Source organism: Adlercreutzia faecimuris, assembly GCF_022669055.1.
GTDB classification, from domain to species: Bacteria; Actinomycetota; Coriobacteriia; order Coriobacteriales; family Eggerthellaceae; genus Enterorhabdus; species Enterorhabdus faecimuris.
Map to the genome: position 1 here is coordinate 541,379 of NZ_JAJMLW010000002.1, position 13,819 is coordinate 555,197.

Here is a 13,819-nt window from a genome sequence, read left to right on the forward strand (position 1 = left end):
GCCTCCTTAGCGAAGTTGAGGCGACCCCGGGTGCTGCAGAGGCTGCCCGACCAGGAATCGCGCGGCGAGCGGGTAGACCACGATCCCCGCGGCGCAGTCGTAGAGCGCGCAGGGAAGCGCCCGGTAGGCGAGCGCGCCCGGGAGCGTGCCCCCCACGCCGCCGGCCAGGCAGAGCGCCCCGTAGAGCACCTCCACCGCGACGAGCGACGCCATGAGGATGGCCAGGGGCATGAACAGCGTGTCATTGTTGAGGGCCCCCATGGCCCGGGAAGCGGCAAATGTTACCAAGACGAGCAGAAACGCCATGGCCCCCACCGGCCCGCCGCCGATGAGGTCGTAGGCCATGCCCATCACGAAGGGCAGCACGTAGCCGCAGCTCTGGGGCCGCGCGACGGCGGCCGCCACGCAGTACACGGCGATGAGGTTCGGCTGGGCGGGGCCCACGGCCACAACCGGCGCCAGCACGACCTGGAGCACCAGGGCGATGAGCGCGCCTACTATGAGCGCGATGCGCTCGCGTCCGTCGGTCATGACGCGGCACCTCCCTGCGAGCCGGAGGAGCCCGTCGACGCAGAGCCGCCGTCGCCCGCCGCCGGGGAGTCGGCCTTGGACACCACGAAGACCTCCTCGAGGGCGCGGATCGACTCGCCGGGCGCCACGACGATGCGGCGCGTGGCGTCGCCGGCGGCGCCGTCCACGCGGGCGACCGTGCCGATGAGCAGGCCGCGCACGTAGCTGCCGCCCAGGCCGCTCGTCAGCACCACGTCGCCGACCGACACCGTCACGTCGGCGCCGATGTTCTCGAGGTAGAGCAGGCCGTCGAGCGAGCCGCGGACGATGCCCTCGGCGCGGCTGGACTGGATGAGCGCCGCGGCGCCCGAGGCCGGGTCGGACAGCAGGCGCACCGTGGACGAGCCCGGCGCGGTGGCCACGACCTGGCCCGCCACGCCGGTGGGGCCCATGACGGTCATGCCCGTCTCGACGCCCGCGTCGGAGCCGGCGTCGATGGTGACGGTCTGGTTCCAGGCGTCGGTCGAGCGCCCGATGACGCGGGCGGCGGTGCCCTCCAGCTTGTAGGCGTCCTTCAGGTTCAGCAGCTCCTGGAGGCGCTGGGCCTCGAGCCGGTACTCCTCGCCCTGGGCGAGGGCCTGGCGCAGCTGCTCGTTCTGCTCGCGCAGGGCGGTGAGGGTGCCCTCGTCGGCGCCGGCGTCGGCCGCGGCGTCGACGGCGCCGTCCACGGCGGCGTCGGCCGCGGCGCCGGCCGCGCGCAGGGGCGCCACGGCGCCGGCCACGGCGGCCTGGGCGCGATGGAGCACGCCGTCGGACCCCTCGCGGGCGTAGACGGTCATGGTCGCGAGCGACACGACGAGGAAGACGACGAGCAGCACCCGCCTCGCGAGCGCCGATCCCTGGTTTTGGAAGCTGAGGGCCATCGAGTGGGGCGGCCTACTTGGAGCGCATGAGCGTCTGGCGCAGGGCGGTGGGCGTCTCGAGCACCTTCAGGCAGCCGGACACCACGTTGGTGAGCGCCGTCTCCGACACCCACACGGGGATCTCCAGCTCGTTGGTGAGGTAGCGGTCGAGCCCGTGGAGCAGGCCGCCGCCGCCCGTGAGCAGGATGCCGTTCTGGATGATATCGGAGGCCAGGTCGGGGTTGGTCTTCTTGAAGGTCTCCTTGATGTGGAGGACCATCTCCTCGATGGGGGCCTGGAGCGCCGCGCGGACGTCCTCGGACTGGATGGTGACCTCCTTGGGCTGCTCGGTGATCATGTCCTGGCCCGAGATGATCATGTCGCGCTCGCGGCCGTCCTCGAAGGGCAGGATCGACCCGATCTTGATCTTGATGACCTCGGCGGTGCGCTCGCCGATCTTGATGCCCAGAAGGTCGCGCAGGTGCACGGCGATGGCCTCGTCGAGACGGTTGCCGGCCAGGCGCAGCGAGCTGGAGGTGACGATGCCGCCGAGCGAGATGACGGCCACCTCGGTGGTGCCGCCGCCGATGTCGACGACCATGGAGCCGGTGGGCTCGGTGACGGGCAGATCGGCGCCCATGGCGGCGGCCATGGGCTCCTCGATGAGGTAGGCCTGGCGGGCGCCGGCCTGGATGGCGGCCTCGAACACGGCGCGCTTCTCGACCGAGGTGGCGCCGCAGGGGATGCAGATGACGATGCGGGGCTTGGGCTGCCAGGGGTACTTGCGCTCGGACGCCTTGTTGATGAAGGCCGACAGCATGGCCTCGGTCACGTCGTAGTCGGCGATGACGCCGTCCTTGAGCGGGTGCTCCGCCGAGAAGGCCTCCGGCGTGTGGTTGATCATGTTCTTCGCCTCGTGACCGACGGCCAGGACGCGGTGGGTGGACTTCTCTATGGCGACGACCGAGGGCTCGTTGATGACGATGCCCTCGCCCGTGATGGCGACCAGCGTGTTTGCCGTCCCCAGGTCGATGGCCATGTCCGCGGACATCTGGCCGGTCAACCCCGAGAACATGTCTAGAAAGGACATACTAGCTTTCCCCTTGGGTCAGGTTTCGGGCGTGAATCGGTAATCGGTTCAGTTAGATTCGAATTCTATCACAGGCCCGCCCCGCCCCGCGAAACTCCACAGGGCACACACCGCCCCACCAGGCCGGAGGCTCCTACGCGTCGGACGCGCGGCCGTCGTCCCCGGAAAGCGCGGCGCGCACCTCGCGGACCGCGGACTCCGTCAGCTCGAGGAAGCCCTTCCAGAACTCGGTCTTGCAGCGCTCCTCCACCTGCGCGCGGTAGCGCGGAAGCCAGGAGAGGACGTAGCGGTCGATGAACGACGAGAGCGACGCCTCGGCCTCACGCGCCCCCTCGCCGCCGGCGGCGGCCTTGGAGAGCAGGTGCGCCATGAACTCGAGCTCGACGCCCAGGTAGTCGAGGCGGTTGGGCTTCGACCCGCTCGTCCCGAGGCCCTCCGCGACGTAGCAGGAGTTCACGGCGAGCATGACGCCCACGCCCGTGCCGTCATCGCCCAGCCACGCGCCCGCGTAGGGAGGCCGCGGGCCGTGCGCGGGGCTGACGCCGCGAAACGCGAGCGTCCAATCGACGGCCAGCGCCTGCACGAAGTCATCCTCGCCGGCATGCTCCCCCAGGTAGCGGCGCATGCGAGCGCAGCCCGGCGCATCGTCGCCGAGCGCCTCGACCGCCTTGACGAGGGAGGGCGTCCACTCCCCGTCCGGAACCGAGCCCATGACGCCGGAGAGCATCCGCAGCGTCTCGGCGGCGGCCTCGACGCTGACCGCGTCCTCGTCGCTTCTTCTCACTTCCATGGTAAACCCCCTGATAGGTCTTTCTCTCTTGCCGGCAGGCGGGCCCGGCCGGCTCCCCCGCCCACGCAGGGCGAGGGGGCCGGCGGGCCCGCCGCCGTCGAATGCGGGCCCGCCCGGTTGGAGGGAGGAAGCCGGGCTAGCCCTCGCGCAGCGCGGCGCGCACGATGAGGAACAGCAGCAGCGCCAGGCCCAGGCACCCGAGCGTCATGAGGACCTCGACGACGCTCGGCACGTAGAGCAGCGTGGCGAACGACTCGGCCTCGGGGCCGATGTGGTGGAAGGCCAGGCCGACCTCCGCCTCGCCCGCCAGCACGAACCAGAGCTTCTCGCAGGCCAGGCCGACGACGGCGCATGCCGCGGCCGCGACCAGGCTCTTCCCGCCCACCGCGAGGAGCAGCGGAATGACGATGCCCACGATGAGGCTGATCCAGAAGTACGGGGCGTAGGCGCCGGCCACGATGGAGGCCATGAGGCCGCGGGAGAGGTCGGTGCCGGAGATCAGCCCGGTCACCGTCTCCGCGAGGATGACGGCGGCCATGGCGATGAGGCCGGCCACGAAGAGGTTCTTATGGCGCGGGGCGATGGCGGCCAGCAGGGCGGTGCCGCCCGTGAACGCGGCCACGAGGAACGAGGCGACGCTCATGCCCGAGGCCCACAGGGTGTGCGAGGTGTTGTTCGCCATCATGATTCCCTCGATGACGATGACGAGCACAGACGCGGCCATGGCGACCACGCCGATGGCGCGCCCCTGCGACCCGCGGGCCAGCAGGGCCAGGTAGACCACGCCGACGATGACCGCGAGCAGGACCGCCCAGAAGTCGAGCACCGTGAACGAGGTGAGGTTGAGCGAGGTGATGAGGTTGATGAAGGCGCCGGGGTTGCCGAGGTCCATGATGATCAGCACGCCGGCGGCGAGCATCGTCGGAGCCGCGGCGGCCATGGCGAGCTTGCGCTCGTCGACGCTCATCACCGACGGCTTGAACTCCGAGAACCCGCACAGCGCCATCAGGCCGGCGGCGCAGGCCATCATCGCGTAGAACACCGAGACGGACAGGCCCCAGATATAGGTCTGGGTCAGCGAGGTCACCTGCAGCCCCTGGGTTATCTGGAAGATCCACGCCGCGATGCCGGCGCAGGCGAGGACGGCGGCCACGATCATCGGAGCGCGGCTCGCGCCCGCTTTCCTTGCAGCTTCAGTAGACATAGCTCCTCCTTAGCGGGGCAGGTAGTAGACGGCGGGCTGGGTGCGCTGGTCGGGGCGCATGACGTAGGCGCCCCGCCTGATGAGCTCCTGCATCTCGGGCGAGTCGAGGTCGCCGAAGATGCGCGCGTGGGTCGGGCAGGCCTGCGAGCAGGCGGTGGACACGTCGCCGGAGTCGATGCGATCAGAGCACAGGATGCACTTGCTCACCGTGCCCGCGTGGAACGCCCCCTCGTGGGCCGACTCGTAGGGGTTGTCCCCCTCAAGCTCGGGGAAGTAGGTCTTGTCCTCGCCGAAGTCGAAGGTGCGGGCCTCGTAGGGGCACGCGGCGATGCAGTAGCGGCAGCCGATGCACTTGTCCTGGTCCACCATGACGATGCCGTCCTCGCGCTTGTAGGTGGCATGGGTCGGGCAGACCGCCACGCAGACCGCGTTCTGACAGTGGTTGCACAGCGTGGGAACCGACTTGCGGTAGGCCTTGGGGTACTCCCCCTCCTCGGTGGTGGTCACCTTGCACCAGAACGTTCCCCGCGGAGTGGCGTTCTTCTGCTTGCACGCCACGGTGCACGCGTTGCAGCCGATGCAGCGCCCGAGATCTATGACCATTCCATAGTGCATGGTTATTCCGCCTTCCTGATCTTAACGCGAGACGCGATGGAGATGGATCCGCTCACCGTGAAGTAGTCGCCGTCCTTCGCCGAGAGCAGCTGGTTGTAGTTGGTGCCCCGCTGCGCGGCCGGGTTGAGGAACTTCGACACGTGGCCGCCCTGGGCCGGGAAGCCCAGGCAGTCCTCGCGGATGAGGCCCGTCACCTTAACGACTCCCTCAGCCGTGCCGCCGAACTGGGACTCCACCAGCACCTTGTCGCCGGTCTTGAGCCCGCGCGCCTCGGCCGCGAGGGGGTTGATCTGGATGCAAAGGTCGTCGAACTCGTGGTTCTCCACCACCTCGCGCAGCCACACGTTGTTGTCGGCGCCACCCAGCCCGAGGATGCGCGGCGAGATCTTCCAGTTGACGCAGTACAGATCGAAGCCGTCGTCGGTCGAGGCGGTGAGGGAGTTCTCGTGCCACTCGGGGACGGGCGTGTACTCGGCGTACACCTCGTCCATGCGGCCCTCCCAGCCGGGCTGCTCGACGCCCCACTTCTCGCAGTTCGCCTTGAGGTGGCGGCCCACCATGAGGTCGCGGTGGTCGTAGACGGGCAGGCGGCCGGCACCCTGGATGCAGTAGTCGTAGCAGTCCTCGACGGGGCGCTCGAAGGTCCAGAAGCCGTTCTCGCGGAACCAGTCGATGCCCTTCCCGTCGTCCTTCGTCGTGGCCTTGAGGTAGCGGTCGAGCACCTCGGCATAGGTGTAGCGCTTAGTCGGGTCGAGCTGGTAGGGCGTGCCCATCAGGCCGAAGAAGCCGGACGTGGTCATGTTGAGCTGCGGGCCGCGGCCGAGGCGGTAGGCCAGCTCCATGACGAACTCCTCGAACTGCACCGTGTCGTACACGTGCTCGACGGGGCTCTCCTTGTAGTTGACGCCGCCGACGCGCAGCGAGTCGACGCCGGCCGTCATGATCTCCTCGATGGGGTGGATCTGCTGGCGCTCGAGCGAGGAGTGCTCGGGCAGGATGACATCGCAGAACAGCGAGCACTCGTCCATGAGCAGGCCCGTGGTGAAGATGAAGGGCACCTTCTTGTAGGCCTGGACGAACAGGTCGCGGTCGGTGTCGGCCATGAAGCCGTTGGATCCGATGGGGAACAGCACGTCGATGTCGTAGTCGACGAAGTACTTCGCCGGATCGACGATGGCGCCCATGGCCGTGGTGAGCACGGGGAAGCGCGCCAGGGCGGAGAACTGCTTGCCGGTCATGTCGTTGAACGGGATGGTGAACCCGGCGTCGTACTTCTCCAGGTAGGTGGTCAGCTTCTCGGGCAGGATGACGCCGTCCTCCACCTCGAACTTCGGGTGCTCGACGTGGATGAGCGAGCCGGGCACGCCGAGGGCGCCCACGAGCATGTTGACCGTGTCGGCCACGATGTAGGTGCGCTGCCCCTGCATCGTGTTGGCGGAGCCGCGGCCGGCGGCCAGGCAGACGGGGCGGTAGGGCATCTCGACGCCGTCGATGACGATGGTCGAGCCGATCTGGGCCGCCTCGGCGAACTCGGTGGTGACGCGGCGGATGTCCTCGGCGCTGATGCCGGTCTTGCCCTCCGCCCACTCGGGCGTGGTGTCCTTGACCGACGCCTTGATCTTCTCGAAGGCGGTCTCGACGGGCGTGCCGTTCACGGTATAGGCCCCCTCGAGCGCTACCTCGCCGAACTCCGCGTCGTAGTCCTTCGCGACGCCCTCGGCCGCGTCCCACATCATGGGCTTGCCGGTCTCGGGGTTGCGGTAGTAGTCCTGATCCTCCTGGATGAGGTAGGGCAGGTTGGTGCGCTCGCGCAGGTACGGCCCGTCGTAGACGTTGAGCTCGTGCAGCAGCACGTTGATCATCGCCATGCAGAAGGCCATGTCGCCGCCGGGGCGGATGGGCAGCCACTCGCCGTGGGATGCCTCGACGTTGCAGTGCGGGTCGACGACGACCGTCTTCATGCCGCGCTTCCAGGCGTCGGCCATCGCGCGAGACGGGCCGGACGCGAACGCGGCGCTCGCGCCCATGTTGCGCCCGAGCGTGATGAGGTAGTTGCAGTGCCCCACGTCCACGCGGTCGATGAAGGTGTTGTTGAACAGCTGCGGGGCGTGGTGCACCTCGCACAGCGGCCCGCAGGACATGGCGTAGTTCGGCGTGCCCATGATGGCGGTGTAGGTCTTCTGGTAGGGGCCCTCGTGAAGGGTGTCGCCGAAGCCGTACATGAACATGTGGCGGCGCGGGTCCTTCGCGTAGCACTCCTCCATCTTCGTGAAGATGATCTCCTTGGCCTCCTCCAGGGGGATCTCCTGCCACTGGGGATCCACGTCGAGGCCCTTCTCCGGGTTGGTGCGCTTCACGGGCACCTTGCAGCGGTACGGGTCGTACAGGTTCATCAGCTGCGCCGCGCCGCGCGGGCACATCGTGCCCTGGTTGGCGGGATGGTCCTTGTTGCCGCGGATCTCCGTCGCGACGCCGTTGACCACCTTCACCTCCATGCCGCAGTTGGTGAAGATGCACGTGCCGCAGAACGTCTTGACCCACTTCTCCTGGGCGGGGCCCTCGTCGGCCTCGGCGAGCGTGGCGGCCCCGTCAAGCGTGAGCCCCGCGCCCAGCGCCGCCGCCGCGCTGAGCGCGGCTCCCTTCAGGAACGTGCGCCGGGTTGACGTCGTGGAAAGCATTCCCATGCTCCCTCCTCCTCTTTGTTCTCCTGCGCTCCTCTTGCGCAGCCCCATGGTAGGGAGGAGAAGGGGCCAACTGGAATAAGCAACGGCTTAGCCGGGGCGTCAACTCGCCGTTGATGCCCTTCCGACCTGGTATTTCATTGACGAATCGGGGGAATGCCGCCGCAAGGGCCCCTCGGCACGCCGGCGCTAGGACCTGAAGACGCCCTGGCAGCAGTCCCTCATCCGCCGGACGAGGGACGACGTGGGGTTCGCGGCGATGGCGATGGCGTGCACGGTGACGGTGTCGAGGATGGGGATGTCGACGCAGCCCTCTCGCGGGGGCCTTCCCGGGTAGCCGCCCGAGATGGACACCGCGTCGGGGAAGCGCTCCGCCAGATCGCTCACGCTGCCCTTGAAGGCGTAGTCGGCCCCGCCGTAGTCTGCCAGCAGCCAGTCGGTGACCTCCTCGATCACCGGCTCGGCATAGCAGCAGATGCGCTCGCGGGCGAGCTCGGCGCGGGTCACGCTCCGGCGCGTCGCCAGCGGGTGGTCCGCGGACACGCGGATCCCCATGGGGATGTCGAAGAGCCTGGTCAGCAGGTACCGGTCGCCGGAGAGGTAGTCCTTGGCGCGGTACTCGGGCACGGTGGCGATGAGGAGCGTCGAGGACAGCTGCTCGTCCGACAGGTTGCGCGCGTAGCCGATCATGTCGCACGAGTTGTGCTCGGAGACGGTGACCCTGACGTCGGGCATCTCCTCGGCGAGCCGGCCGAGTATGCGCGAGAGCATGTTGGTGATCGTGAAGAGGGGCGGAACCACCAGCTTGAGGCCACCCTCGACGCCGCGCGCCGAGGCCACCGAGAGCTTCGCCACCTCGCGCTCGAACTCCTCGTAGGAGCGCAGGACCTCCTCGGCGAGCGGCAGGAAGCGCCGGCCGTCCTCGGTGAGCTCGGAGCCGCGGTTGGTCCTCGTGAAGAGCACGAGCCCCGCCTCGCGCTCCAGCTGCGCGATCGAGCGGCTCAGCCCCTGCGGCGTGATGTAGAGGTTGGCTGCCGACTGGGTGACCGAGTGGGTCCTCGCCACGTCGAGAAAATGCCTTATCTGGTTAACGTGCACGGCTCCCCTTCTCGCTCATCCCCCATGAACGAGGTTCATTATAACCGACGGAAAGCGCGGGGGCAGGGCGCGCCCGACCAGGACGGGGCGGGCGCGCGGGGCTAGTGCACGCTGCAGGACAGGCAGGGGTCGTAGGCGCGGACGAGCTTCTCCACCTCCAGGCGGATGGCGGCCTCCGAGCGGCCCTCCCCCACCAGCTTCTCGGCCAGGAGGCGCATGTCCGCCTCGAGGTTGGCCACGTTCTGCGCCGTGGGCGTGAGGATGTTGGCGCGGGCGACGCGGCCGTCCGCGTCGATGGCCAGGCGGTGGAACAGCGCGCCGCGGGGCGCCTCGGTGAACCCGACCCCCTCGCCCGCGCGCACCTCGAAGGCCACGGGCTCGCTCGAGCCCTCGAAGCCGTCGGGCTCGGCCAGGCGGCGGCACAGGCCCGCGCAGCGGTCGAGCACGTCCACCAGCTCGACGGCCTGGGCCAGGTTGTTCATGAAGGGGTTGAGCTCGGGCGGGCGCAGCCCCGCCTTGGCGGCGGCGTAGCGGGCCCGCTGGCTGAGCGCGCCCCACGACGCGTTGACGCGCGCGAGGGCGGCGGTCAGGTAGGGCGAGCCAGTGCGGCGGGCGCGGGCCAGGAAGGCCGCCGAGCGCCCCACCGGGTACTCCTCCACCTCGGCCTCCACCTGGGAGCAGTCGAAGTCGTAGCCGGCGCGCACGAAGCGGGCCGTGTCGGAGTCGCACACCGGGTAGCGGCCTGGGGCCACCATGGCCAGCATGTCGCCGGCCGTCTCGATGGCGGGCACCTCGAACCCGTCGAACAGGTCCACCGCCTCCACGGCGAAGTCCGCCATGGCGTCCATCTTGTCGGCCAGGGAGCGGTACTCGGCGGCCGTGAGCTCGTGGGTGAAGCCGCCCGTCACCGCGGTGATGGGGTGAACCGAGCGCCCGCCCACGGCGGTGCACAGCTCGTTGCCGAGGGCCTTGAGCGCGAGCGCCCGGTCGAACAGCGCCGGGTTCTCGTCGGCCAGGGGGAACACGCTGCGGTGCCCCAGGAAGTCGGGCGCGCTGAACACGAACAGGTGGGTGGCGTGGTTCTGGAGGAACGAGCCGTACACCAGAAGCTCGCGCAGGGCCGCCGTGCGGTCGGTCACGGACACGCCGAGGGCCGCCTCGATGGCACGCAGATCGGTGACCACGTGCGACGACGAGCAGATGCCGCAGATACGCGAGGCCACGTAGGGCACCTCCTCGAAGGGGCGTCCCACCACCATCGACTCGAACAGGCGGGCGGGCTCCACCACCTCCATCTGGCAGGTGAGCACCTGGCCGTCCTCGATGACCAGGCGCACGTTGCCGTGACCCTCGATGCGGGCGATGTGGTCGATGCTGATAGCGGTCACAGCCATGGCTATCCTTTCGAGGCGAGGCTCGGGTCGACGGTGTTGAACAGCTCGAGCGCCTTGTCGAGCCGCGCGGGGTCGACGCCGCTGCGCGCGGCGACGGCACGGGCCGAGGCCACGTTGGCGTCAGGCGAGAGGCCCGCGCAGCCGTTGCAGGGCCGTCCCAGGTCGGGGCAGCGGGCGCCGCAGCCGGCGCGGGTCACGAGCCCCAGGCACAGCGTCTCACGCCCGTAGAAGCAGCCGCGCTCGTTGCGCTTGCACTCCCCGCAGAGCGTGGAGGTGGGAACGGCCTTGTTGGATCCGCGCAGCACGCGCTGGAGCGTGTCGACGAAGTCGAGCGGGTCAATGGGGCAGCAGCGCACCTCGTGGTCGACGGCGATGACGCTCGACACGGGCGCGGGCGGGCGCAGCGACCCGCAGGCCTCGGGCGCCTCGTCGCCGTAGACGGACGCCGCGCGCTCGGCGAACCCGGGCGCCGCCATGGCCGGTATGCCGGCCGTCACGGCGCAGGCGCCGATGGCGATGACCGTGCCCGCCCGCTCGCGCAGCTCGCGCACGGTGCGCACGGCCTCCTCGGTGGTCACGGCGCCCTCGATCACGGCCACGTCGAACTCCTCCGGCATGGGGTCGGACGACGTCAGCTGCCAGTAGCGCAGGTCCACCTGGCCGAGCACGTCAAGCAGGTGCCGCTCGATGTTCGTTATCTGCAGCTGGCAGCCGAAGCAGCTGGCCAGCCCCACCACCACCACGCGGGCGGGGGCCTTCTCGTTCGTCGCGCTCATGCTACATCGACCCCTGGATGTTCTTCGCTTCCCAATAGTTGAACACGGGCCCGTCGATGCAGCAGTACTGGTGCCCGATCTGGCAGTGGCCGCACTTGCCCATGCCGCACTTCATGTGCCGCTCGAAGCTCATGTAGATGTGGTCGTAGCTGATGCCCTTCTTGCGCATCTCCTCCACCACGAACCGGTACATCACCGGCGGCCCGCACACGGCGCCGAAGGTGCGGCCCGGATCGACCTCCAGGTGCTCGAAGGGCTTGGTGACCAGGCCCACCTCGCCATCCCACGTGTCGTCGGGGTTGTCGACGGTGAGGTAGAGGTCGAAGTCCTTGCGGTGGCGCCACATCTCGAACTGGCTGCGGAACATCACCTCGGCCGGGCTCTTCGATCCGTAGATGATGGTCACCTTGCCGAAGTCGCTGCGCTCGTCGTGGATGTTGTTGATGAGCGAGCGCAAGGGCGCGATGCCCAGGCCGCCGGCCACGAGCAGGATGTCGTGCCCGCGCATGTCGTCGAAGGGGAACGGCCGGCCGTACGGCCCGCGGATGCCCACGATGTCGCCGCACTGCATCTGGTGGAGCCGCTCGGTGAAGGTGCCGGCGCGACGCACGCACAGCTCGATGAAGCCGCTCTTCGACGGCGAGCTCGATATGGAGATGGGAGCCTCGCCCACGCCGAAGAGCGACAGCTCGACGAACTGGCCCGGCTCATGGCGGAATGCCTCGCGGATGCGCTCGTCGACGAAGCGGAACTCGAAGAGCTTCTCGGTGGCGGTGAGGTCGGTGATGGACGTGATGCGCGCCGGCCAGGGCCGATAGGGGTTCGCACGGACGAGCTCGGCCCCGGTGAGGGGCGCTCCCTCGTCGCGCAGCGGCGCAACGGCCACACCGGGCACGGTCTGGCTAGTCGGCATCGTCTGCCCCCTTCCGCTCGAAGAACCTGAGCACCTCGATGGGCGATATGCCCGCCTTGCAGGCGTAGACGCAGCGGCCGCAGCCCACGCACAGGTTGCGGTCGTGCGCGGCCATGAAGCCGTTGAGCTTGTGGTACATGCGATGCCGCACGCGGTTGCGCCCGTCGGCGCGGAAGTTGTGGCCGCCGGCGACGACGGCGAACTGGGGCGAGGTGCAGGCGTCCCAGGTGCGCTCGCGAAGCCCGTGCACGCCGTCGGGGTCCATGGTGTCGCGGATGTCGAAGCAGTAGCAGGTGGGGCACACGCTCGAGCAGGCCGTGCACGACAGGCAGCGGCCGCCGAGCTCTTCCCAGAACGGGTCGGAGTGGAAGGCGTCCATGAGCATGGGCACCTCCTGGATGTTCGGGATGTCGGGGTTGAACGACGCCTGGCGCCGACGGGTGGCATGACGGAAGGCGATGCGGTCCTCGTCGGTGGCCTCGCGGGGGTTGCACGCCCCCTCCAGGATGTTGGCCGCCTCGACGCTGCCGATGCTCACCAGGTAGCGGCCGCCGATGTCCTGGAGGAACAGGTCGTAGCCGGTGCGCGCCTCGTCGGCGTCCACCAGGTGGCAGAAGCAGCCCTCCGACGGCGTGCAGCTGATGCCGACCACCATGGTGGCGTCGCGGCGGGCCGCGTAGTAGGGGTCGGGGTAGCGTGCGTCGCGGAAGACCAGGTCGAGGCTGTTCAGGGCGTTGATGTCGCAGGCATGGACGCCGAAGATCACCCGCGGGGTGACCTCCTCGACGAAGTCGGCCACCTCGTTGGCCGCGGCGTCGAACTCGAACAGGGTCTCGCGCGGGGGCAGCACGTACTTCTTGGGGGAGGTGATGGTGGTGGGGTAGTCCAGCACGATGTCGTCGAAGGAGCCCACGGCCTCGAAGGCGAAGCTGCGGCCGCTTCGGACGGGGGCGATCACCTCGTAGCGCTCCATGAACGCGTCCACGAGCGCGGGGAGCTCCGCGGCGTCGATCACACGGTAGAGCATGCGTCTTCCTCAGTCTCTCGTCGGCGGGATAAGGCGATTGCCCTCATCCTACTCCCCCGCCGCCGCGCCCCGCCCCACGCCCCGGCGAGAGGGCGATTTATTCAGCCCGGCCGCCTTCGAAAATCGCCCCCGCCCTGCAAATTCGCGCGTTTATGCACTCCCTGTCGCGGGACACGGGGCGCCTATCCGCAGCGGCAGGCGCAAAACCCCAGGTCGCCGTCAGGCCCTGCCCCTAAAACGACCCGAACTCGCGTACGCCGGGTGCATAAACGCGCGAATTTGCAGGGCGGGAGCAAAATGAGGAGGATCGCCCTCCCCTCACGTGCTGCCGGCAAAAAAAGAAGGCCCCCGAGGGGGCCTTCCTCTCTCCTCCTCCCTGGCGGGCTAGTTGAAGAAGATGCCGATCTCGCGCTCGGCGGACTCGGGGGAGTCGGAGCCGTGGATGACGTTCTCGTCCATGATGAGGCCGAAGTCGCCGCGGATGGTGCCGGGGGCCGCCTCGGCCGGGTTGGTGGCGCCCATGAGCGAGCGGCACTTGGCCACGGCGCCCTCGCCGGAGATGACCATCTTCACCACGGGGCCGGAGGTGATGTACGCGATGAGCCCGTCGTAGAAGGGCTTGCCCTCGTGCTCGGCGTAGTTGGCCTTCGCCTGCTCGGGGGGTGACCATGCCCAGCTCCATGCGCTCGACGGCGAGGCCGGCGCGCTCGAAGCGGTTGACGATCTCGCCGATGTGGCCGTTGCGCACGCCGTCGGGCTTGATCATGGAGTAGGTCTTCTGGATAGCCATGGGTTCTGGGTTCCTTTCTCGTTCTCTTC

12 protein-coding genes and 1 pseudogene are annotated in these 13,819 nt (G+C 69.0%); all 13 read right to left on the reverse strand.

Annotation, left to right across the window (positions count from 1 at the left end; genetic code table 11):
• Window positions 1-6 precede the first annotated feature (6 nt).
• The 13 genes and pseudogenes from mreD to ndk all read right to left on the reverse strand — a co-directional run bounded on the left by mreD (window position 7) and on the right by ndk (window position 13,790).
• Window positions 7-531 carry a rod shape-determining protein MreD gene (mreD, locus tag LPT13_RS07545; protein WP_242165181.1) on the reverse strand — a complete coding sequence of 175 codons (525 nt, stop codon included), beginning with the start codon at window positions 529-531 and terminating at the stop codon, window positions 7-9.
• Complete coding sequence (mreC, locus tag LPT13_RS07550; protein WP_242165183.1) at window positions 528-1,433, reverse strand: rod shape-determining protein MreC; 906 nt, start codon at window positions 1,431-1,433, stop codon at window positions 528-530. The genes mreD and mreC overlap by 4 nt, the downstream gene beginning before the upstream one ends.
• A 13-nt stretch (window positions 1,434-1,446) precedes the next feature.
• On the reverse strand, window positions 1,447-2,502 hold the full coding sequence (gene mreB / locus LPT13_RS07555) for a rod shape-determining protein (RefSeq protein ID WP_160709828.1): 1,056 nt from the start codon (window positions 2,500-2,502) through the stop codon (window positions 1,447-1,449).
• A gap of 133 nt (window positions 2,503-2,635) precedes the next feature.
• Complete coding sequence (locus tag LPT13_RS07560; RefSeq protein ID WP_242165185.1) at window positions 2,636-3,292, reverse strand: TorD/DmsD family molecular chaperone; 657 nt, start codon at window positions 3,290-3,292, stop codon at window positions 2,636-2,638.
• 136 nt (window positions 3,293-3,428) lie between these two features.
• Window positions 3,429-4,496, reverse strand: a complete 1,068-nt coding sequence (gene nrfD / locus LPT13_RS07565; RefSeq protein WP_242165186.1) for an NrfD/PsrC family molybdoenzyme membrane anchor subunit — start codon at window positions 4,494-4,496, stop codon at window positions 3,429-3,431.
• A gap of 9 nt (window positions 4,497-4,505) precedes the next feature.
• Entirely contained in the window at window positions 4,506-5,111 is a 606-nt protein-coding gene (locus LPT13_RS07570) for a 4Fe-4S dicluster domain-containing protein (protein ID WP_242165189.1), read from the reverse strand.
• Between the two features lie 2 nt (window positions 5,112-5,113).
• Window positions 5,114-7,795 carry a molybdopterin-dependent oxidoreductase gene (locus LPT13_RS07575; RefSeq protein WP_242165190.1) on the reverse strand — a complete coding sequence of 894 codons (2,682 nt, stop codon included), beginning with the start codon at window positions 7,793-7,795 and terminating at the stop codon, window positions 5,114-5,116.
• A gap of 186 nt (window positions 7,796-7,981) precedes the next feature.
• Complete coding sequence (locus LPT13_RS07580) at window positions 7,982-8,890, reverse strand: LysR family transcriptional regulator (protein WP_347264115.1); 909 nt, start codon at window positions 8,888-8,890, stop codon at window positions 7,982-7,984.
• Between the two features lie 101 nt (window positions 8,891-8,991).
• On the reverse strand, window positions 8,992-10,284 hold the full coding sequence (locus LPT13_RS07585) for a Ni/Fe hydrogenase subunit alpha (protein WP_242165194.1): 1,293 nt from the start codon (window positions 10,282-10,284) through the stop codon (window positions 8,992-8,994).
• Window positions 10,285-10,286: 2 nt separating this feature from the next.
• Entirely contained in the window at window positions 10,287-11,060 is a 774-nt protein-coding gene (locus LPT13_RS07590) for an NADH-quinone oxidoreductase subunit B family protein (RefSeq protein WP_242165196.1), read from the reverse strand.
• 1 nt (window position 11,061) lies between these two features.
• Window positions 11,062-11,973 (reverse strand): FAD/NAD(P)-binding protein, encoded by a 912-nt coding sequence (locus LPT13_RS07595; protein WP_242165198.1) that lies wholly within the window; start codon window positions 11,971-11,973, stop codon window positions 11,062-11,064.
• Window positions 11,963-13,000: a 4Fe-4S dicluster domain-containing protein gene (locus tag LPT13_RS07600; protein ID WP_242165200.1), complete on the reverse strand. Its 1,038-nt coding sequence runs from the start codon at window positions 12,998-13,000 to the stop codon at window positions 11,963-11,965. Before LPT13_RS07600 ends, LPT13_RS07595 begins: the two co-directional genes overlap by 11 nt.
• A gap of 384 nt (window positions 13,001-13,384) precedes the next feature.
• Window positions 13,385-13,790: pseudogene (ndk, locus tag LPT13_RS07605) on the reverse strand (nucleoside-diphosphate kinase).
• Between the last annotated feature and the right edge of the window lie 29 nt (window positions 13,791-13,819).

Coding starts and splice junctions, on each gene's coding strand:
- LPT13_RS07600 (WP_242165200.1), bottom strand. CDS start 13,000: ATGCTCTACCGTGTGATCGACGCCGCGGAGCTCCCCGCGCTCGTGGAC.
- LPT13_RS07575 (WP_242165190.1), bottom strand. CDS start 7,795: ATGGGAATGCTTTCCACGACGTCAACCCGGCGCACGTTCCTGAAGGGA.
- LPT13_RS07560 (WP_242165185.1), bottom strand. CDS start 3,292: ATGGAAGTGAGAAGAAGCGACGAGGACGCGGTCAGCGTCGAGGCCGCC.
- LPT13_RS07595 (WP_242165198.1), bottom strand. CDS start 11,973: ATGCCGACTAGCCAGACCGTGCCCGGTGTGGCCGTTGCGCCGCTGCGC.
- mreC (WP_242165183.1), bottom strand. CDS start 1,433: ATGGCCCTCAGCTTCCAAAACCAGGGATCGGCGCTCGCGAGGCGGGTG.
- LPT13_RS07585 (WP_242165194.1), bottom strand. CDS start 10,284: ATGGCTGTGACCGCTATCAGCATCGACCACATCGCCCGCATCGAGGGT.
- nrfD (WP_242165186.1), bottom strand. CDS start 4,496: ATGTCTACTGAAGCTGCAAGGAAAGCGGGCGCGAGCCGCGCTCCGATG.
- mreB (WP_160709828.1), bottom strand. CDS start 2,502: ATGTCCTTTCTAGACATGTTCTCGGGGTTGACCGGCCAGATGTCCGCG.
- mreD (WP_242165181.1), bottom strand. CDS start 531: ATGACCGACGGACGCGAGCGCATCGCGCTCATAGTAGGCGCGCTCATC.
- LPT13_RS07590 (WP_242165196.1), bottom strand. CDS start 11,060: ATGAGCGCGACGAACGAGAAGGCCCCCGCCCGCGTGGTGGTGGTGGGG.
- LPT13_RS07570 (WP_242165189.1), bottom strand. CDS start 5,111: ATGCACTATGGAATGGTCATAGATCTCGGGCGCTGCATCGGCTGCAAC.